Annotated in this window: 17 protein-coding genes and 1 riboswitch; of the genes, 15 read left to right on the top strand and 2 right to left on the bottom strand. The window is 47.0% G+C overall.

Annotated features, from left to right (window positions below; all coding sequences use genetic code 11):
* The first annotated feature begins 1 nt into the window (after position 1).
* The 4 genes from ODZ53_RS16095 to ODZ53_RS16080 all read left to right on the top strand — a co-directional run bounded on the left by ODZ53_RS16095 (position 2) and on the right by ODZ53_RS16080 (position 4,674).
* Positions 2–715 (top strand): ABC transporter ATP-binding protein, encoded by a 714-nt coding sequence (locus ODZ53_RS16095; RefSeq protein ID WP_142495571.1) that lies wholly within the window; start codon positions 2–4, stop codon positions 713–715.
* 124 nt (positions 716–839) lie between these two features.
* Positions 840–1,091, top strand: a complete 252-nt coding sequence (locus ODZ53_RS16090; RefSeq protein WP_372678277.1) for a DUF2164 domain-containing protein — start codon at positions 840–842, stop codon at positions 1,089–1,091.
* 38 nt (positions 1,092–1,129) lie between these two features.
* On the top strand, positions 1,130–2,911 hold the full coding sequence (gene uvrC, locus ODZ53_RS16085) for an excinuclease ABC subunit UvrC (protein WP_372678275.1): 1,782 nt from the start codon (positions 1,130–1,132) through the stop codon (positions 2,909–2,911).
* A gap of 102 nt (positions 2,912–3,013) precedes the next feature.
* Positions 3,014–3,201, top strand: a riboswitch (Lysine riboswitch).
* A gap of 231 nt (positions 3,202–3,432) precedes the next feature.
* Entirely contained in the window at positions 3,433–4,674 is a 1,242-nt protein-coding gene (locus ODZ53_RS16080) for an aspartate kinase (protein ID WP_142495572.1), read from the top strand.
* 49 nt (positions 4,675–4,723) lie between these two features.
* Here the strand turns inward: ODZ53_RS16080 and ODZ53_RS16075 are convergent, their stop codons facing one another.
* Positions 4,724–5,176, bottom strand: coding sequence for a YslB family protein (locus ODZ53_RS16075; protein WP_372678273.1), 453 nt, complete (start codon positions 5,174–5,176; stop codon positions 4,724–4,726).
* Positions 5,177–5,604: 428 nt separating this feature from the next.
* Here ODZ53_RS16075 and ODZ53_RS16070 point away from each other — a divergent pair, with 428 nt between their 5' ends.
* From ODZ53_RS16070 to sdhB, 3 genes are read left to right on the top strand one after another with little or no spacing between them, the layout of a single operon-like run.
* Complete coding sequence (locus ODZ53_RS16070) at positions 5,605–6,216, top strand: succinate dehydrogenase cytochrome b558 subunit (RefSeq protein WP_012685404.1); 612 nt, start codon at positions 5,605–5,607, stop codon at positions 6,214–6,216.
* 19 nt (positions 6,217–6,235) lie between these two features.
* Positions 6,236–7,993 (top strand): succinate dehydrogenase flavoprotein subunit, encoded by a 1,758-nt coding sequence (gene sdhA / locus ODZ53_RS16065; RefSeq protein WP_012685405.1) that lies wholly within the window; start codon positions 6,236–6,238, stop codon positions 7,991–7,993.
* Positions 7,994–8,011: 18 nt separating this feature from the next.
* The gene (gene sdhB / locus ODZ53_RS16060) at positions 8,012–8,761 is read left to right on the top strand and encodes a succinate dehydrogenase iron-sulfur subunit (protein ID WP_012685406.1); all 750 of its coding nucleotides are present in this window, start codon (positions 8,012–8,014) and stop codon (positions 8,759–8,761) included.
* Positions 8,762–9,354: 593 nt separating this feature from the next.
* On the opposite strand, the gene ODZ53_RS16055 is transcribed toward sdhB, so the two are convergent.
* Positions 9,355–9,798, bottom strand: a complete 444-nt coding sequence (locus tag ODZ53_RS16055) for a MarR family winged helix-turn-helix transcriptional regulator (protein ID WP_087345436.1) — start codon at positions 9,796–9,798, stop codon at positions 9,355–9,357.
* A 190-nt stretch (positions 9,799–9,988) separates the two neighbouring features.
* On the opposite strand from ODZ53_RS16055, the gene ODZ53_RS16050 reads away from it, so the two are divergent.
* From ODZ53_RS16050 to ODZ53_RS16015, 8 genes are all read left to right on the top strand, one after another.
* Positions 9,989–13,720, top strand: coding sequence for a S8 family serine peptidase (locus ODZ53_RS16050; RefSeq protein ID WP_372678270.1), 3,732 nt, complete (start codon positions 9,989–9,991; stop codon positions 13,718–13,720).
* Positions 13,721–13,791: 71 nt separating this feature from the next.
* Positions 13,792–14,190, top strand: coding sequence for a hypothetical protein (locus tag ODZ53_RS16045; protein WP_372678268.1), 399 nt, complete (start codon positions 13,792–13,794; stop codon positions 14,188–14,190).
* 92 nt (positions 14,191–14,282) lie between these two features.
* Complete coding sequence (locus tag ODZ53_RS16040) at positions 14,283–14,741, top strand: chemotaxis protein CheX (RefSeq protein WP_372678266.1); 459 nt, start codon at positions 14,283–14,285, stop codon at positions 14,739–14,741.
* Between the two features lie 74 nt (positions 14,742–14,815).
* Complete coding sequence (locus ODZ53_RS16035; protein ID WP_372678264.1) at positions 14,816–15,340, top strand: hypothetical protein; 525 nt, start codon at positions 14,816–14,818, stop codon at positions 15,338–15,340.
* Between the two features lie 20 nt (positions 15,341–15,360).
* Positions 15,361–17,109 carry an ABC transporter ATP-binding protein gene (locus ODZ53_RS16030; protein WP_372678262.1) on the top strand — a complete coding sequence of 583 codons (1,749 nt, stop codon included), beginning with the start codon at positions 15,361–15,363 and terminating at the stop codon, positions 17,107–17,109.
* Between the two features lie 45 nt (positions 17,110–17,154).
* Entirely contained in the window at positions 17,155–17,679 is a 525-nt protein-coding gene (locus ODZ53_RS16025; RefSeq protein ID WP_372678260.1) for a GNAT family N-acetyltransferase, read from the top strand.
* Between the two features lie 350 nt (positions 17,680–18,029).
* Positions 18,030–18,893 (top strand): ABC transporter permease subunit, encoded by an 864-nt coding sequence (locus ODZ53_RS16020; RefSeq protein WP_372678258.1) that lies wholly within the window; start codon positions 18,030–18,032, stop codon positions 18,891–18,893.
* A 34-nt stretch (positions 18,894–18,927) separates the two neighbouring features.
* On the top strand, positions 18,928–19,851 hold the full coding sequence (locus tag ODZ53_RS16015) for an ABC transporter permease (RefSeq protein ID WP_372678256.1): 924 nt from the start codon (positions 18,928–18,930) through the stop codon (positions 19,849–19,851).
* Positions 19,852–19,873 lie beyond the last annotated feature (22 nt).

The following is a 19,873-nucleotide window of genomic DNA, read 5'->3' as shown; positions in this document are numbered from 1 at the left end:
GATGCTGAACATACAAAACTTGACGACCTCCTACGGTCAAATCAAGGCGATTCGCGGGATAACGCTGGAAGTGCCGGAGGGCAAAATCGTCTCGCTAATCGGGGCGAATGGAGCGGGCAAAACCACAACGATGCGTACGATCGCAGGTCAACTGAAGCCTGAAGCAGGGACGATTACGTTTTGTGGTCAACGCATAGAGGGTTCGAGACCCCATCAGATCGTGAAAGCCGGGCTAGCTCTAGTTCCAGAAGGGCGTGCAATTCTCGGGAAGATGACCGTACTGGAAAACCTGGAGATGGGCGCATTCCAGCGCAACGATGCACAAGGCATCAAGGACGACATGGAGAAGATGATGACCTGGTTCCCCATCCTCAAAGAGCGTCTTTCTCAATTGGGAGGGACGATGTCTGGCGGTCAGCAGCAAATGCTAGCCATTGCCCGCGCATTGATGTCTCGACCGAAGCTGCTACTTTTGGACGAGCCGTCGATGGGCTTGGCTCCCATTGTGGTGGCAGACATTTTCAAGGTGATCAAAGAAATCAATGCAGAAGGTACGACCGTCCTGATCGTGGAACAAAATGTCAAGCAGGCCCTCAAAATCGCTGATTACGGGTATGTGCTGGAAGCTGGGCAAATCGTATTGGACGGCACAGGAGTGGCGTTGTTAAACGACGAGCGTGTAAAAGAAGCATATTTGGGCGGTCGCAAGCACTAGGTCTGCCTATAAAAACTGTCGCCATGGAATGAGGCGGCAGTTTTTTTCGTATGGATTCCATGGTACTATGAAGGATAGAACGTATATTCTCTTATGATGCGAAATGGGAAGGAAGCCGGATACGATGCCAACCAAATTGACGAGAGAGCAAATGGAATATCTTGTTCATCAAGTACAACGCTATTTTAAAGAAGAACGGTCGGATACACTCGGCAATTTGGAGACGGAAGAGTTGATTGCCTTTTTTTCAAAAGAGCTCGGCCCCTTCTATTACAATCAAGGGGTCCAAGACAGTCGCAAGCTGCTGATGGAACGGATGAGTTCCTTAGAAGATGAACTGTATGTATTGGAAAAGCCAATCCAAAAGAACAAATAGATGCCATTCAGATATAGAGCAAAGAGGAGGGAGCAGCCATGAACAGCTCCTTAAAAGATAAACTGGCCGTCCTGCCAGATAAACCAGGCTGCTACCTGATGAAAAATGCGAGCGGGGAAATCATTTACGTCGGAAAAGCCAAGGTGCTGAAAAACCGCGTCCGCTCGTATTTTACAGGCAGTCATAACGGGAAGACGCAGCTGTTGGTCAGTGAGATCGTGGACTTTGAGTACATTGTGGTATCCTCAGCGATTGAGGCTCTTATCCTCGAGTGCAACCTGATCAAGGAGCACGACCCGCGCTACAATGTCATGCTCCGCGATGACAAGACGTATCCATACATCAAAATTACGAATGAGGCGCAGCCACGCCTGGAGATTACCCGTAAGGTATTAAAAGATAAAGCTAAGTATTTCGGGCCCTATCCGAATGCCGGAGATGCCTCCGAGGTGAAGAAGCTGCTGGATCGCCTCTATCCGTTGCGAAAATGTCGCAATATGCCCAAGCAGGTTTGTCTTTACTACCATTTGGGACAATGTCTTGCGCCCTGTGTGTACGAGGTATCGGCAGAGGAAAACCAGCGTTTGGTGGATGAAATCAGCCAGTTCCTCGATGGTGGCCATGAGGAAATGAAGCAAACCCTCACCGAAAAAATGCTGCAAGCCGCAGAAAACATGGAGTTTGAACGAGCCAAGGAATATCGCGATCAGATCAAGAGCATCGAAGCCGTAATGGAGAAGCAGAAGATCACGTTTACCGATACGATAGACCGTGACATTATCGGGTTTGCTGTGGAAAAAGGCTGGATGTGCATCCAGGTGTTTTATATGCGAAAAGGGAAGATGATCGAGCGTCAGACGACTTCCTTTCCATACTATGGAAGCGAAATCGAGGACTTCATGTCTTATGTGAGCCAGTTCTACTACGACAAGCAAAATGCGCTGCCAAAAGAAATACTGCTCCCGCAAGAGAGTGAACCGGAGCTTTTGGCTGAGTGGTTGGGCATCAAAGTCCATGCTCCGAAAAGAGGCAAAAAGCATGAACTCGTGAAGATGGCTACCGAGAACGCCCGTATTGCTTTGCAGGAGAAGTTCGCGCTGATGTCCAAGGACGATGCTCGTACGGTCCAAGCAGTACACAATCTCGGTCACATTTTAGGGATTCCGGTTCCTCATCGAATTGAAGCGTTTGACAACTCCAACATTCAGGGAACAGAGCCAGTGTCTGCGATGATTGTGTTTACAGACGGTCGCCCTGACAAAAAGGAATACCGCAAATTCAAGATCAAAACCGTAGAGGGACCAGATGATTACGGCTCCATGCGCGAAGTCGTTCGCCGTCGTTACTCTCGTCTGCTGAAAGAAAACCAGCCAATGCCCGACCTGATTGTAATCGATGGTGGTAAAGGCCAAATCAGTGCGGCTATGGACGTCTTGGAAAACGAGCTGGGTCTCTATATTCCCGTCTGTGGTCTGGCGAAGGATGAGAAGCACCGCACTGCTCAACTCATGTATGGAGATCCGCCAGAGCCTGTGAATCTTAGACGTGACAGCTATGAGTTTTATTTGTTGCAGCGCATCCAGGATGAAGTCCACCGTTTTGTTATTACGTTCCATAGACAATCCCGGACGAAAACGATGCTTTCCTCGCAGTTGGATGAGATCCCGGGTATTGGTGAAAAGCGGCGCAAGCTGTTGTTCTCTCATTTTGGCTCGTTGAAAAAAATGCGCGAGGCGACCGTTGAAGACTTCCGCCAATTGGGAATCGGCGACAAGCTGGCAAAAGAAATTATCGGGCATCTGCGTAAGCTGGACACATAGCCAGTGTGACTTTTGGAACTACCTTTAAAAAGGAATTGATCCATTTTTAGACTCATGATATAATCCGATTCAAACAGAATAGTTAGCCTCACTTCCATTATGGAGTGAGGTAGAGGCGCGAAAACCAAGAGTACCACCCTGAGATCGGGTATCTGTGAAGGGGACGGGAAAGGGGAATTCGCCGAAGTGTGGGGGGAAACCCGCTTTTCTCCATGCTGGGTCTGCGTTGAACAAATGCAGGACTGTCATCTGCACAATGACCAATTGTCAGATGGAGAGCTATCTCACGGTGTGTCAATGTGAGTTTTGATGGTGATAACTGTCAATCTTCGTTGTCCGCGTGTATTGGGAGGGAGGAACCGGTATGTCGAAACAGTAGGCAGCGGCAGGTCTTATTCCTTGTCGGTGCCTTTTTTGTAAAATAAAAATGCAAGACTTTTCCTTATAGAGAGAATAGTGAAAAACCATACGATAAGAGATAAATACCAATATTGGATATGAGAAAAAGGGAGAGAAGCCGCATGGGGTTGATCGTGCAGAAATACGGAGGCACCTCTGTAGGTACCATTGAGCGAATTTTACGAGTTGCGGATCGAATTATCAGCTATAAAGAGGAAGGGCATGATGTGGTAGTTGTTGTTTCTGCAATGGGCAAATCTACTGACGTGTTGGTAGACATGGCCAAGCAGATTAGCGCATACCCATCTGAGCGTGAAATGGATATGCTGCTGACCACGGGGGAGCAGGTATCGATCGCGCTTTTGTCGATGGCCTTGCATACAAAAGGCTACGATGCCATTTCTCTTACGGGCTGGCAAGCTGGAATCACCACAGAGGCGATTCACGGAAGAGCACGGATCAAGCAGATTGATCCAGAGCGGATTCAATCCGAACTCGGTCGTGGTCGTGTGGTGATCGTGGCAGGATTCCAAGGGATCAGTGACGAAGGGGAAATTACGACGCTCGGCCGCGGTGGATCGGATACATCTGCGGTTACACTCGCAGCCAGCTTGAACGCTGAGAAATGCGAAATCTTTACCGACGTGTCTGGGGTGTATACAGCTGATCCGCGAATGGTTCCAGCTGCGAGCAAGCTGGATACGATCTCGTATGATGAGATGCTGGAGCTGGCGAACCTCGGTGCAGGGGTTCTTCATCCTAGGTCAGTTGAGGCTGCGAAAAAATACAAGGTAAGGCTGGTCGTCCGCTCTAGCTTTACTGCCGAAGATGGTACGTACGTTGAGGAGGTTGCCAACATGGAAACAGGAAGAGTAGTAAGTGGAGTTGCACACGATGAAGATGTAGCCAAAATCACGGTTGTCGGCATGCCTGCCAAGGTCGGGACGCTCTCCCGTCTGTTCAATACGCTGGCGGACAATCAGGTGAACGTCGATATTATTATCCAAAGCTCTTATGATGCTACTGTTACAAATATTTCTTTCACAGTTGCAGCGGATGATCTGAAAAAAGCACTGGATACACTGGACAGAAACAAAGACGAGCTTGGCTTTGAAAAAGTCGATTTCGAGGAAAGCTTGACCAAAGTATCCATTGTCGGGTCTGGAATGATCAACAATCCAGGGGTAGCTGCCGAAATGTTCCGCGTTCTGGCAGAAAAAGAAATTTCTATTAAAATGGTATCAACTTCTGATATCAAGGTTTCTTGCGTCATTCCAGCAGCTTTGACAGAGCTGGCTGTTCGCAGTCTTCATTCGGCCTATGGTCTGGATGTTGAGGAAACCGCGGTTGTGCACGGAGTATAAAAAGATAGATGCTCCCTCTCCCTTCTTATAGGTAGAGGGGGCTTTTTGTTCATGACGCCACTTGTACAGAGATGCGTATGTCTGAAGGGCTTTCTAATTCGATTTTGCTGAACGCTTCTTTTTCTTTCCACTGCTCAATCATACCTGCGATGATCCCGGCTTCAAAGGAAAGACTGCATCCTAGTCTTTCTATAGACTGATAGCTAAAAATGGAATGATTGAGTGAATAGACGATCGTTTGCTCGTTCTCCTCGAGGACGTCTAGCTGACCTAATCCAAGTCGAATAAAAGGCATAATCGGGCCTGTTGCAGATTGAATGGGGATTTGGCGGCCCATATTTTTTCCTATCCAATAGAGAATATGGTTTTCACTATCGCCTAGCAGGGTGCTAGTAAGCGTTTCGCGTAGAAGATGATAGCCAAGATAGGGCATATTTATTCTCTCTGCATAGGGAATGGTCTCTGGCGGCAACAGTGCTGCAAGCTGATCCTTCTCTTTCATATGTGCTTCCCTCCTGTCTTTACTAGATTATGAGGAGGGACACGCATTCATGACATCGGAATAGAAAAAATAGCTGGACTAAACAAAGTTATTCTATCAATGTATTTAGTACATTGATTGTCTTGACGCTCTGTGTCGACAAGAGTACAATTGGATTTGGTCATAGTTTTGCCCAACTTTTTCTCGTATTTTGACACATTCCGACAAATTCATTTGATCTAGTGAACGCAGTCATTTTGTGAACAGCGTCAAGATCCCGTTCATAAAATGATCGTGGTGGTTTTGCTATGTCTAATGGGTGAGGCAATGGGTTAGGATATTGGGGAAAGGTCTATCAAAACGGTCGAAGCCGTTTTGGACCGCTTGCGGTGATGCTTGACGTTTTTCACAAAATTGAGAGTTACATACATTGAAAGGGGGACCATTGTATGGCGAAAGGCCATAGCTTTCTCAGTCACAAGCTCCACTCACTTCTTGGTTTGTTTCCGATCGGGCTCTTCCTGCTGTTTCACTTGACAGCTAACTACCAAGCGACCCGTGGAGCCGAAGCTTTTAATCAAACAGTTGGTTTGATTGAAAATGTTCCATTCGTATTGGTGCTTGAATTTGTTTTCATCTACCTCCCGATCCTGTTTCACGCTATTTACGGTATCTACATTGCGTTCCAAGCAAAGCAAAACGTAGGGAACTTCGGCTACTTCCGAAACCAAATGTTCTTGTGGCAACGTGTTACAGGAGTCATTACCCTCATTTTTATCGTTTGGCACGTTTGGGAAACCCGTATCCAAAAAGCAATGGGTGCACACGTGGATTTTGACATGATGGCAAACATTTTGAGCAGTCCTGCAATGATCGTATTCTACACTATCGGGATTATTAGCACGACTTTCCACTTCTCCAACGGACTGTGGTCATTCCTGGTTCACTGGGGAATTACAGTTGGGCCGCGTTCCCAGCGCATTGCAACATTCCTGACTTTGGGCGTATTCGTAATTGTAACCTTCATCGGCTTGCGTGCGATGTCGGCTTTCATTTTGTAGGGATAGGGGGACAAAACACATGGCAAAAGGTAAACTGATCATTGTCGGTGGAGGTTTGGCCGGCTTGATGGCTACCATCAAAGCAGCAGAAAAAGGCGTTCCTGTTCAGCTGTTCTCCCTGGTTCCGGTAAAACGTTCCCACTCTGTCTGTGCGCAGGGCGGTATTAACGGAGCGGTAAATACCAAAGGGGAAGGCGACTCCACATGGGAGCACTTCGACGATACAGTATATGGCGGCGACTTCTTGGCAAACCAACCGCCAGTTAAAGCAATGTGCGATGCAGCACCTGGCATCATCTATATGTTGGACCGTATGGGCGTTATGTTTAACCGTACGCCAGAAGGTCTGTTGGACTTCCGTCGTTTCGGGGGAACCAAGCATCACCGTACCGCTTTTGCGGGTGCGACAACTGGACAACAGCTTTTGTACGCATTGGACGAACAAGTACGCCGTTATGAAGCTGAAGGTCTGGTAACCAAGTACGAATATTGGGATTTCCTCGGAGCCGTTTTGGACGATACAGGAACCTGTCGCGGGATCACTGCACAGAACATGCGTTCCGGTGAAATTCAATCCTTCCGTGCGGATGCCGTTATTTTGGCAACAGGCGGACCTGGTATCATCTTCGGTAAATCGACGAACTCGATTATCAATACTGGTACAGCAGCATCTGCGGCGTATCAACAAGGGGTTATCTACTCCAATGGTGAGATGATCCAAATTCACCCAACTGCAATCCCGGGCGACGACAAGCTGCGTCTGATGTCCGAGTCTGCTCGCGGTGAGGGTGGTCGTGTATGGACGTACAGAGACGGTAAGCCTTGGTACTTCCTGGAAGATAAATACCCTGCTTACGGAAACCTGGTTCCGCGTGACATCGCGACTCGCGAAATCTTCTCTGTTTGCGTAGATATGAAGCTGGGTATCAACGGCGAAAACATGGTATACCTCGACCTGTCCCACAAAGATCCAAAAGAACTGGATGTAAAATTGGGCGGTATTATCGAGATTTACGAAAAATTCGTTGGGGATGACCCACGTAAAGTTCCAATGAAGATTTTCCCTGCGGTTCACTACTCCATGGGTGGTATGTGGGTAGACTACAACCAAATGACCAATATCCCTGGTTTGTTTGCAGCAGGTGAGTGCGATTACTCTCAGCACGGTGCAAACCGTTTGGGTGCGAACTCCCTCTTGTCCGCGATCTATGGTGGTATGGTAGCAGGTCCAAAAGCGATCGAATACATCAATGGCTTGAACCAATCCTCTGATGACCTGTCTTCCACGCTCTTCGACGGCTTCACAAGCAAAGAGCAAGCGAAATATGACAGCATCCTGAAAATGGACGGAACAGAAAATGCTTACCTGATCCACAAGGAACTGGGTGAGTGGATGACTGACAACGTAACGGTAGTACGTTACAACGACCGTCTGCAAAAAACGGATGATAAGATCGTTGAACTGATGGAACGCTACAAGAAAATCAACATCAACGATACAAATAAATGGAGCAACTCTGGTGCGGCGTTTACCCGTCATCTGTGGAACATGCTCGCACTGTCCCGCGCGATCACAATCGGTGCGCTCAAGCGCGACGAGAGCCGCGGTGCTCACTACAAGCCTGACTTCCCTGAGCGTGATGACGAAAACTTCATGAAGACGACAATGGCGAAGTTCAATGCTGAAACGACTGCGCCTGAAATCTACTATGAAGACATCGACGTATCCCTGATCGCACCACGTAAACGTGACTATACGTCTGACAAGAAGCATTAAGAGAGGAGGAAACTGATCATGGCAGAAAAATTGATTCATTTGATTATCACTCGTCAAGATAGCCCTGACAGCACTCCGTACAAGGAAGAGTTCAAAATCCCTTACCGTCCTGGTATGAACGTGATCAGTGCTTTGATGGAGATCCAACGTAATCCACTCAACGCACAAGGTCAAAAAACGTCTCCAGTAAACTGGGAATCGAACTGCTTGGAAGAAGTATGCGGTGCGTGCTCGATGGTTATTAACGGAAGACCGCGTCAAGCGTGCTCGGCACTGGTAGATAAACTGGAACAGCCGATCCGTCTTGAGCCAATGAGCACCTTCCCTGTACAGCGTGACTTGTCGATTGACCGCAGCCGCATGTTCGATGCACTGAAGCGCGTAAAAGCGTGGGTTCCAATCGATGGTACGCATGATCTGGGACCTGGTCCTCGCATGCCGGAAGTGGAGCGTCAATGGGCGTACGAGCTTTCGAAGTGCATGACGTGCGGTGTTTGCTTGGAAGCTTGCCCGAACGTGAACGCGAAGTCTGACTTCATCGGTCCGTTTGCAATTTCGCAGGTTCGTCTGTTCAACCAGCACCCAACGGGTATGATGAACAAGCATGAGCGTCTGGAAGCTCTGATGGAAGATGGCGGTATCGGTGATTGCGGTAACTCGCAAAACTGCGTACAAGCATGTCCAAAAGGCATTCCGCTGACAACCTCGATCGCTCACATGAACAAAGAAACAACCAAACATGCAGTGAAGAAGTTCTTCTTCTCCTAATTGTTTGCAATAGAAAAGGCGTGCACCGGTGATCCGGAATGCACGCCTTTTTTCAGTTTAGGAAAGGTAGATGTTGCTCTGTAGTGGAGAGAAGAATATTTCCAGGCTAGGCTCCAGGCTCCGTCCCTCTGGGGGCTGAGACTGTCCGCTCCGAAGAGATTCGCGGGGAAACGCAAAAGTGGTAGCCGCTTCGTCGTATGGGCACGGTTGCGTTTCTGTTGCCCGCGAATCCCTTCTCCGCTCGGTAGGACTCCACAAGTCGCTACGCCTGGAAATATTCTTCTCTGTCGTAACTGCTCATATTTTTCCAGCCTTCAAAGCATTAAAAAATCGGATTACATGGAAAGCTCATAGAGAAAACAGGAGAAAACAGGAGAAAACAGCGAAGATCTTAGGGACACCGACCGAGACTTCATGCAAAAAGCGAAACACGCCCTTAAGCGGCCACCTCTGAAAAGCATCCTGAGGATACCACTTTGGCCGCGGTTTCGCTTTTTTCATGGAGTCGTGCAGTCAATCCCCTAGGGGGTGGCCCTAGAAGCTGAGCGTTTTCTCCTGTTTTCTCCCCACCACAACAGCAACGTACAAGGAGTTTATTCACTCGCCTCGATGACCGCCGCCATCGCCAGCTTTTCAAAGATGCTGACGAACTGCTGGAGTTCATCCTCGCTGAGGTGAGAAAACATTTTATTTAGTTGTTCTCTCCGATTCTGCTTGGCTACTTGCAGAATTTTTTTCCCAGAATCACGCAAGCTGATGTAAACAACTCGGCGATCTTCCTCATCACGATCACGGGCGACGAAGCCGTGTTTATCCAAACGGTCGACCATTGCTGTGATTGCGCTTGGTTTGACCCCCATTGATTCTGCCAACTCTCCAACCGTGCATTTTTCCTTCTGTTCCAACTGATGAAGAATGTAGAACTGGGGGCCAGTTAAACCAGAGACAGGTTCGGCTAATTGCGTTCCCATCGTGCGCATAATGGTACGAAACGCCTCCTGCAAGCGCTCAAGCGTATCTGTAGAGGGGGAGGGCATGCTCGTATCATCTCCTTAATTTGATCTATTTCTTTGTAAAAGGGAATATTTGATATGCAATATTTAACGCAATTAAATATTGGCTGAAATTACTTCGTTTGTCAACCTTCGTGAAAAGAAGGGAATACCCAAGCCATTCCTAGTGAAAACTGAAAACATAATGGAATGACTTCCAGCAAGGGGGCAAACGATGAAGAAAAAGGTATGCAGCATTGGATTGATATTGGCTTTGCTTCCCGCAACGACTGTCAGCACAACAGCGTTTGAAGGAACGGCGACCATTCGTACGCAGATTTTGCAGGATCTCGCGGAAATGCACGAGCCATTACATACAGGCAAGGCGGACAAGGAATATAAAACGACGGCAGATGAATGGCAACGACAAGAACTGCTACTGCGAGGTGAGCAATTAAAATCTGCGCCTGTCGATTCGCTGGAAATGATTGAGGCGACGAAGGCTTGGGAGGAAGCGGGGGTAAAAGGGGAAGGGATGCTCGTTTCGGTGATCGATACGGGAATCAATCCGCGTCACCCCGATTTACCTGCCCCACATGATAAGCGTTCAGCCATGCAAAAGTCAGGCTCTTCCCAGAAGGTGATTCCTGGCTTTAACTGGGCTGACCGTACGCAAACAACGGAAGACGTATCGGAATCTCAGCATGGTATCCATGTTGCGGGAATTATTGGTGCGAACGGAAAAGTAAAAGGGGTTGCACCTGAAGCCCAGCTCATCAGCCAAAAGGTATTTTCCAACTATCAAAGCGAGGTTCCTGGGCTAGGTGAATCGATTTTATTTGCGATCAATGATTCCATTACGAAAAAAGCAGATGTGATCAACTTGAGTCTCGGTTCCTCTGCGGGTTATGTAGATGAAACAAATGTGGAGCAAATGGCAGTGAAGCGAGCAGTCGATAATGGGATCGTAGTAGTGGCAGCCGCCGGCAATGATGCGTATTTCGGCAGTGATAAGGTACGAGCACAGAATCCGGATATCGCCATGATCGGTTCTCCAGGCTTGAGTCCTGATGCGTTTTCAGTTGCTTCTATTAACGCAACAGCACTGGCTGGTTATAGCTTCACGGTGCAAGGGGTACCCGGTATGGAGAAAGTCGTGTATTTATCGGGCTATGTGGAAGGCGGGGGTGCAATAAACCCAGTCATGACGCTGATGAAGCCGTATCCGCTCGTCTATATGGGGAAAGGGAAGAAGGAAGACTACAATGTTTCCGTAAAAGATAAAGTGGTATTGCTCGAGCGAGGTGACATCTCATTCGACGAAAAGCTACGTCTCGCCAAAGAAGCAGGAGCTGTTGGTGCCGTTATCTACAACAATGAAATGGGACCACTGATTATCAGTGCGGAGCACGCCAAACAAATCCCGGCTGTTTCTATCTTGAAGCACATGGGCGAGCAAATGGCACAAGCGATTAAAAAAGGCAAGAAAGTGACGGTCTCCTTTAACGGTGAATATGGACAAAATCCAATGCCTTATCCCGACGGAGGAACAATCTCGGCTTTTTCATCATGGGGACCAACGCCCGATTTGCAGTTCAAGCCGGAGATTGCAGCTCCAGGCGGGGGTATCTTGTCACTCACGCGAGAGTCTGAATATGCCGTGAAAAGTGGCACCTCAATGGCAACGCCACATGTGGCAGGCGGGATGGCATTGCTGAAGCAAGGCTATCTCAAGCAAGGGCGGAACCTGCAAGGCAGATCGCTTGTCGATACGTTAAAGGCTGCGGCCATGAATACAGCAGAACCGATTATCGATCCGCAAATCAGCGTACCAGCAGCGGATAAAGAGAAAGCAAAAAAAGTACCTTACAGTCCACGGGTTCAAGGGGCAGGGCTGATGCAGACCGCAAAAGCGATCAAGACTCCAGCCATCGTTGTGACTGCAAAAGGAAAAGCAGGTGTCTCGTTAGGCGAGATTGGGAATTCAACGACCTTTTCTCTGTTTATTAATAACAAGTTTGGCAAAAAGCCGATTACGTATCAGCTGCAAAATGAGTTTGGTGTCTTGACTGACTTGCGCAAGAATGGGCTCAACATGCTAACGGATAGTCTTTTCGAGGGGGCAGAACTGCAATTTTCCGCCCCGAAGATTACCGTTGCGCCAGGGAAGTTAGAGGAAGTGAAGGTAACGCTTACGATTCCGCCAGGCTCCGCACGCAATCAATTTGCAGAAGGATTTATTTCCTTTCAACCAGATGATAAGGAGCTGCCTACGTTGCGCACGCCGTTTTATGGCTTTTACGGCGATTGGGATGAGCCAAGGATTATGGATCAGCCCGTATGGGAGGCAGAAAGTCAGGAAAAACGAACAGGTGTCAAGACGAGCTGGTATCACGATAAACGCAATGACAAATGGCGCTATCGGGATTATCTAGGAGTGACAGGTGTCAAAGGCGATGGCGGTGCGAAAGTCGATCCCAATCATATCGCCTTTTCGCCAAACGGGGATGGGCATTACGATGTCGCTGCTCCTTCGATTACATTTTTGCGCAATGCCCGTCATATTATTGTCGAAGTAACCGATCAGTCAGGCAAGCCGATTCGCACTCTTGTGCGCGATGAAAAGGTGAGCAAGTACGACCAATCCAAGCTGGGGACGCCATACTATTATACGGAAAGGGAAGCGTGGAGCTGGGACGGAAAGATCTTTTCACCGCAAAAAGGCGCCTACATACAGGCACCTGATGGACAGTACCACTTCTCCATTAAGGCCAAAATAGACGACCGCAATGCAAATTGGCAATCGATGACACTTCCCATCCGCGTGGATACAAAAGCTCCTGTGATTACAGCTTCTGTGTCAGGTAACCGGGTTCAATGGAGTAGCCGTGATAAAGATATCCAGGCCTATTTCCTTTATGTAAACGGAAAAAGGGTAGGAGGCCCCTATTCTCCAAAAGTGTCCAGCACCCTCATTAATCAGCCGGATAAAAAAATGAGTGTGGTAGCGCATGATTACGCGGGGAATATCAGTGTGGCACATATAAACGGGAAAAGCGACAGCACACCGCCATTTGTGGAGTTCCCGGATGATTTGTTTCCTTATTTGAAAATATCCAAGCAGCCAGACGTGGCCTTCAGGGGCAAAGTAACAGGCGAGGATATGATGGACAGGGTGCGTTTGTCGATTAACAAAACGCCTGTAAAGCTGGCGACGGATGGCTCCTTTGAAACCATCCTGCGATTAACGGAAGGTCTCAACTATGTGATGTACAGTGCAATGGATATGTATGGAAACAAGCGCCAATTCACGCAGCGGGTCATCGTTGATACGAGCCCTCCGATATTGCAATTGCTAAACGATGGTAGCGAAGACGTACAGTTCGATCCAGCAACCAAGAACATGCTCGTTCCGGTCCGTTTCTTATACAAAGATCAAACATACAAAGGTCAGGTTAGTATCAATGGGCAAATCGTGTCCTACTTTGAAGAAGAGCAATTGGAAATCCCTGCACAAAAATACGTAACGCAAATTTTGAACATGAAGCAGGGAGAAAATCGCATTTTGCTTGAAGGGAAAGATGGGGCAGGCAATCAAAGCATGTTGCTGGTGTATGCCTATGTCGATGCCAATTCAGGGGCGGTCGTCATAAGCAATGGGGAGCAGCGTATATCCTACAAGGCGCGAACAGTGCCAGCACCGACGATCCAGCTACCGAACAAACAGCTAGAAGGGCAGGAAGGTGAAGCGCTGCCCATCGAAGGGAAAGTGACAGGTGCTGGTGCTGTTAACCTCCAAATCAACTATGGATCAAAAAGCTTTCAGACCAACGCGAATGATCAAGGGTTATTTCGCTTGGTGCTTCATGAGGTAGAGGAAGGCAAGCAAAAAGTGACGGTTGTTGCCACCGATGCGCTGGGGAGGGAAGCCCGAGCGGAGATGAACATCGTCGGAAAGAAGAAATAGGGTAGCGGGCCCGTCAGTAGCAGATAAATGGCTATTGCGGGCCAAATTTTTTTGTGGGAGGATTCTATTCGATGTTTTACCATGGGATCATGTGGGAATATGTTATGAGAGAGTACCCAGTGCTCTCACCAAGAAGGACAGCCAAAAGGAAACGTGGGGCGGAGCAATTGTTGGATCGCATTCATCTGATCGAACAATTCGGTTTGGAACCCGTTCATTTGCTTGAGGCCGACGAGGATTACGATGAAGTCCGCTGTATACAGGAATGTTTGGCATTTGGAGATACTGTTTTTGCCTTTGATCGAGTCCAGCTTCCGATGTGGCAATTGAGTAAGCATGAGATTGGTGTAGAAATAGTAGACTTGCGAACGTGTACGGCCATCTATACCATTGGTCATGAGACAAAAGTAGAGGATTATTTTCCTGGTAAAGCTTGTTTTCGTGACCTTATACCCAGGAAGTTTTCGTAATCCTATTGCATCTGCCAAAAATCGACATTATGATAGTCCTATACGAGTTCAACGTCTGAGAGTGAATTGCCCGGGAAAGGAAGAGAATGCAGATGATAGTCCAGTACCTTGATCCATTTCTTGAATCAGCTTCGTCCGTGATTCAACAAGTATGCAATGTCGACATTTCGCGTGGAGAGTTAGCTGAAAGAGAATGGAGCCATGTAGAAGGCCATACATGGATTCGAATCGGAATGACAGGTCAATTACAAGGTGAGGTCTTTTTCGGTCTGCAAGAGGAATTGGCTTTGCGCATTGTCTCGGCCATGATGGGTGGCTATCCCGTGCAAGAGATGGATGAGCTTGGAAAAAGTGCCATTTCCGAGTTAGGGAACATGATTTCCGGGAATGCGAGTACGCTTTTGTCCAATCGAGGAGTTATCGTAGACATAACCCCGCCCTTATTTTTACACCAGCATGACTTGAAAGAAATGGCAGGGACAGCATTGACTGCACCGCTCGATCTTCATGACATGGGCAGACTGGATATTCAAATAATTGTGATAAGATAGAGGCGGCTAATGGCCGTCTTTTTTGTGAAGGATACGTACCTACGCTTTATCATTCAAAGGAGGGAAGGAAAGAGATGGATCATTACTTCTCGATCTGCTCAGCTGAGATGTATTACGAGAAATACATGGCCTTTTTATTGGAAAACTACGACCAGCTTCGCATGCCATATTCCTTTCCTGTGGCGCTCAGTTTTCTGGCGAGTCCCGTTTTAATGGAGGGGAAAGCATTTCTTTGCTTCAACGATGACGATGAAGTGATCGGTGCCTTTTCATACATTTACGGGACAGGTGAGAATCAGTACGAAGACAAGCATATCGTTCAAATTCAGGTAATCTATTTTTTGGAACAGTATCGCAGCAGTCGCCTTTTTTTGCATGCCCTTCAGTATGTAACCGAGTATATCGCCTATATGGAGGAGGACGTGAAGGAGTTTCGATTCTGGACTTCCTCAGACGACTCTTTACGCAAATTATTTACCAAGATTGCAGATCGAGTAGCTTCTGTGGAAACGGAAAACGGTCCATTGGATGAATATCGCGCCTCATTTCGGGCTTGGCAATCCTATGCGGCCAGGTTTCAACATGAACCATTTTTCTAATCCAAGAAGGAGACGTTACGATGCTGTTCGTCATCAAAAACCTGTTTGGCTACCTACGCCCCTATAAGCTCCTGAGTTCCCTTTTTTTCCTCACGCTTGCACTTGATCTACTTTTTTTATCCTTGGCACCTCTCAGTTTCCAGATGATCATTGATAGAGCGATTGTTCCCAAAGATATGCACGTTTTCTCAGTTATCATGATAGTCTTGGCGATTAGCGGGTTTATCTGTATCAGTGCTGGAATGATCAGTGATTATGTGCTGGCAAAACTAAATGCACGTGTGCAAAATGATTTGCGGCAAAAACTGTTTGCGCATATGCAGCATTTGCCGGTCAGCTATTTCCATAAAACGCGTTCGGGCGAACTGATCTCTCACTTTTCAGTGGATTTGCCTGTCATTGACAGATCGTTAGCGATTCTCTTCACGACAGGTATTCAGTCATTGGTGGTCGTGACGATTAGTACAATGGTGTTGTTTTATTTGGAATGGGTGATGGCGCTGTGTATTTTGGTTGGGGCAATCTTGATCTTTACAGGCCCTTATATGCTTGGACGACGTGCCCACGCAATCAATGCTGCCTATAAAGAACAGCTCGCTGCTATGACGAATGATGTCCAGGAAAATACGAAAGCGCAAATAGTTATCAAGGGGTTCAACCTGCAAGCTTTCATGATCGATAAATTCATGGAAAGACTCGAATTGCTGTTGGTCAGCAACTATCGCAAAAATTTGATGGCAGCGAAGCTGGAACGAATTCCTGCGCTATGCTTACTACTCATCAACTTTACGATCATTGGCTTCGGTTCCTATTTGGCACTCACCGGGCGAATCACTGTCGGTTCGCTTGTCGCCTTTTTCACCATGTATACGTCGATGGGGAATGCTGTGTTTAATCTGACCTTTACGCTTCCACTGATGACAGATGCACAAGTCAGTATGGAGCGAATCCAGAAGGTGCTGAATGAACCTAGTGAAAAAGTCGACCATTCTTCATCCGAACAGATTGATTTGCGTACGACTGAAGTGTCCATAAAAAACGTTACATTTGGCTATCAAGAAAATCAGTTATCCATTAAGCAAATCAACATGCAGATTCCAGCTCGGTCAAAAATTGCGATTGTTGGCTCCAGCGGGTCTGGAAAAAGCACGATCATTCAGCTGTTATTAGGCTTTTATCAACCTAGTTCTGGTCATATCGAGATAAACGGGACAAAACTAGATGAAAGGAATCGGGGAGCCTTCCGCAACCATGTAGGGGTTGTCTTTCAGGATCACTTTCTTTTTCACGGAACAATAGCAGAAAACATCCGGCTCGGCAAACTTGACGCGACCAACGACGAGCTGAGGATGGCTGCACAGCAAGCAGAGATCCATGACTTTATCATGAGTCTACCAGACAAGTACGAGACGCTAGTTTTGGATGGGGGTAGCAATCTCTCGGGGGGACAAAGGCAGCGACTTGCCATTGCTCGAGCGATTCTGCGCAATCCTTCTCTATTCATTCTGGATGAAGCAACTTCTGCTCTCGATCCCATTTCTGAGGCTTCTATAAACAAGACCTTTGCGAAGCTTTCCAGCGATCGGACTGTCATTATGGTGACACATCGTTTGTCGACCATAACGGACATGGATCAAATATTTGTGTTGGAGCAGGGGGAACTAATGGAGCAAGGGACACACTCTCAACTGTTGCAAAAGCGAGGCTATTACACAAGACTATGGGAGAAGCAGCAGAGAAGTTTTATCTCCTCGCACGCGGAAAGGTAGAAGTGATACGTTAACCAACAGAAAAAGAGAGGCGGTGTGTAAAGGATGCATGTTCAATTTAGAAAATGTACCAGTGACAATGATTTTGCCCAATTCACGCTATTCTTTATGCGCAATCGATTGGAATTTAGCCGTATGTTTTCGCTTAGTGACACGCTCGTTCATATTTTGACGTTTCTCCCGGATTCTCATTTGATCCTCATAGAAGACGAGCGAGGTAAATTGATCGGATGGGGCCATTATCAATACTTGACAGCAGACAGGCAACCAGACCCTGAGGGAGAAATTTGCTATATCCATTCCGTCATCGTTGAAGAAAAATATCGAAAGAGCAGGGTATTTCTAAAAGGCTTTCGCCATCTTATCAGACAGGTCCAGGAAGAGAATGAACACGTGAAACAAGTAACCTTTCATGCAGATGCTAATCATGTTTATCTGAACCGGCTCTATTCGAAATTTGCACAGCTTGCAGGGGAGCAGCAGGGGTATTATGGACAAGAAAACATCTACCTATCCGAAATCAATCAGCTCGCTTCCTATCTGGGAATGGACGCAATTGACGTTAAATAAGGAAAAATGCTATTCTTAAGAAGATATTGTCAGAAGGGAGGTCTATCAGATGATTCCAATGGTACCACGTTTGAAAGACGGAGTAAGAAAACCATTCACTGCTTCGATTCAAAATCTTCTCATGAAAAATGAGCAGCTGCGTGTAGCTACTTCTTCTACGAAGTAATCGATCAGCTATCATCTTTTTCGAATCAACTGTTCCCATGAATGGAGAAGTGGTTGACAGGCTATCCTGCTCAGCCACTTTTTTATTTCTGTTTGAATAGAATTAAAAAATAAAATATTTTCTATTGTCTAGATGATTTTTAATAGATAGTGTATTGTTGGAACTAGTAAGGGGGTATGAGAGCTTGACCTATGTAAAACAATTAATTGGGATGTTTTTCCTGGTTATCGCCGTTTGCGGCGGGCCTTTCATGCTATATACGCAAAAGGAAGAAATCGTGTTCGAACCGGGAAATATCGTAGTCCATGCGGTATATCTGATTCAGCAGTTTGCTGAGGGCTCCCTCGGAACCTATTATTCCGGGCAAACGGAAAGGAGCATCGCAGAGGATATCCTCCCATTTGCAATTAGCTCCTTTGAACTACTATTCTCAAGTGTGATTGTCGCGGTTCTTGCTAGTATTATTTTTGGATTGCTATTGCAGCGCTTTCGGATTGTACGTCAATTTCAAAAGGTTTTGAATTTACTTGCCACCATTCCTGATTTTATCCTGATCGTTGTTTCGATTGTGGGTGCGGTCGGGTTTTACAAGATGACGAACATTCGAATTATCACGCTGTCACCTGTAAGTGACTCTGAGAGTACTTGGTTTCCGATCACGCTACTGTCCATTGGGCCAACGATTTTTCTCATGAAGGTAGTCAGTCTGAAGTATGCACAAATCGGCGGCGAAGACTACATTAAAACAGCTCTTGCCAAGGGGATGGGGATCTGGCATGTTCTCATTCACCACGTCTATAAAAATATAAAGCCGTTTCTCATTGCTGATTTAAAGAAGACGATTGCGATTTCGGTAGCCAACTTGTTTATTGTTGAGTACTTATTAAACGTCGTAGGATTGACCCGCTTTATTTTTAGCAAAGATGGCAGTTACGAATTCAATGCTGCTGTCATGGGACTGTTAGGTATTATTATGCTATCCATTTTGGTCTATGGATTGATTCGTCTCATTTTGTATGTGATTGAACGCGCGGTTGTATATAAATAACCCAGACTTCTTTTGGAATGAGTGAGGGTATGGTATGAGGAAACGGTTCAATTGGTCTTTATGGCTAGGCAGTATCTTGGTATTATTTTTAATCATTATCGGTGTAGCCGGACCCTATTTAGCCCCCTATGACATCGATTACCAGGCGAAAGTGCGTAATGAGATGGTGAACGGGAAGCAAGTGATCATTTCGCCTCCTTTGGCACCGTCAAGCGAGCATCTGTTGGGTACGGATAAATGGGGCTATGATTTGCTTACAAAACTGCTCCACGGGGCACCGTATACCATTTTTATTACGCTCATGATTGCGTTATTGCGATTATTTATGGGAGCATGGATCGGACTGTATATTGGCATATTGGACAAGCAGCAGCGTTGGTGGATTGCGATTGAGAACGCCTGGGGATACATGCCTATATTTATTCCTGTCTATTTTTTATTGAAAGGAATCAATATCAATCCCGAATTGCCAACGTTTACGCTCGTATTGTTTTTCATAGTGGTCGTGGCTGTGCTAGGGACGCCTTCGGTAGCTGCGTCCATCCGTCAAAAAACGGAGCAAATCAAGGAATCCCAGTATGTTTTAGCTGCGACCTCTCTGGGGGCCGGGCGGGATCAGATCATCTTTCGCCACATCCTGCCGCATTTGAAGGAGCATCTGGTCATTGTCCTGGTGACAGAGATGATCGCCACCATGACGTTGATGGGGCTTCTCGGGATATTTGGTCTTTATGTAGGCGGCACGACTATGTACTATGACCCGGTTGAGTTTCACTCGATCACGCATGAATGGGCAGGACTGCTTGGGACATACAGAAGCTTTGTCTACACGAATTACACGTGGATTTTCCTGATCCCACTTGCTGCTTATATGCTTGCAATCGGTTCCTTTAGTCTACTGGCCAAAGGCTTGCGTGATAAGTTCGAACAGACGTATAGTCGTACCCCATTTATTTAAGTTGTGGTGCTCTTGATTTTTA

The sequence above is a fragment of the Brevibacillus sp. BD137 genome (assembly GCF_041644655.1).
Classification (GTDB): Bacteria; Bacillota; Bacilli; order Brevibacillales; family Brevibacillaceae; genus Brevibacillus; species Brevibacillus brevis_D.
Note: the sequence above shows the minus strand (reverse complement) of the source record. Positions and strands in the feature narration are given on the sequence as shown.

Bases quoted from the DNA above. Each gene is read 5' to 3' on its own strand.
- ODZ53_RS16095 (WP_142495571.1), top strand. From the start codon at position 2: ATGCTGAACATACAAAACTTGACGACCTCCTACGGTCAAATCAAGGCG.
- ODZ53_RS16090 (WP_372678277.1), top strand. From the start codon at position 840: ATGCCAACCAAATTGACGAGAGAGCAAATGGAATATCTTGTTCATCAA.
- uvrC (WP_372678275.1), top strand. From the start codon at position 1,130: ATGAACAGCTCCTTAAAAGATAAACTGGCCGTCCTGCCAGATAAACCA.
- ODZ53_RS16080 (WP_142495572.1), top strand. From the start codon at position 3,433: ATGGGGTTGATCGTGCAGAAATACGGAGGCACCTCTGTAGGTACCATT.
- ODZ53_RS16075 (WP_372678273.1), bottom strand. From the start codon at position 5,176: ATGAAAGAGAAGGATCAGCTTGCAGCACTGTTGCCGCCAGAGACCATT.
- ODZ53_RS16070 (WP_012685404.1), top strand. From the start codon at position 5,605: ATGGCGAAAGGCCATAGCTTTCTCAGTCACAAGCTCCACTCACTTCTT.
- sdhA (WP_012685405.1), top strand. From the start codon at position 6,236: ATGGCAAAAGGTAAACTGATCATTGTCGGTGGAGGTTTGGCCGGCTTG.
- sdhB (WP_012685406.1), top strand. From the start codon at position 8,012: ATGGCAGAAAAATTGATTCATTTGATTATCACTCGTCAAGATAGCCCT.
- ODZ53_RS16055 (WP_087345436.1), bottom strand. From the start codon at position 9,798: ATGCCCTCCCCCTCTACAGATACGCTTGAGCGCTTGCAGGAGGCGTTT.
- ODZ53_RS16050 (WP_372678270.1), top strand. From the start codon at position 9,989: ATGAAGAAAAAGGTATGCAGCATTGGATTGATATTGGCTTTGCTTCCC.
- ODZ53_RS16045 (WP_372678268.1), top strand. From the start codon at position 13,792: ATGTTTTACCATGGGATCATGTGGGAATATGTTATGAGAGAGTACCCA.
- ODZ53_RS16040 (WP_372678266.1), top strand. From the start codon at position 14,283: ATGATAGTCCAGTACCTTGATCCATTTCTTGAATCAGCTTCGTCCGTG.
- ODZ53_RS16035 (WP_372678264.1), top strand. From the start codon at position 14,816: ATGGATCATTACTTCTCGATCTGCTCAGCTGAGATGTATTACGAGAAA.
- ODZ53_RS16030 (WP_372678262.1), top strand. From the start codon at position 15,361: ATGCTGTTCGTCATCAAAAACCTGTTTGGCTACCTACGCCCCTATAAG.
- ODZ53_RS16025 (WP_372678260.1), top strand. From the start codon at position 17,155: ATGCATGTTCAATTTAGAAAATGTACCAGTGACAATGATTTTGCCCAA.
- ODZ53_RS16015 (WP_372678256.1), top strand. From the start codon at position 18,928: ATGAGGAAACGGTTCAATTGGTCTTTATGGCTAGGCAGTATCTTGGTA.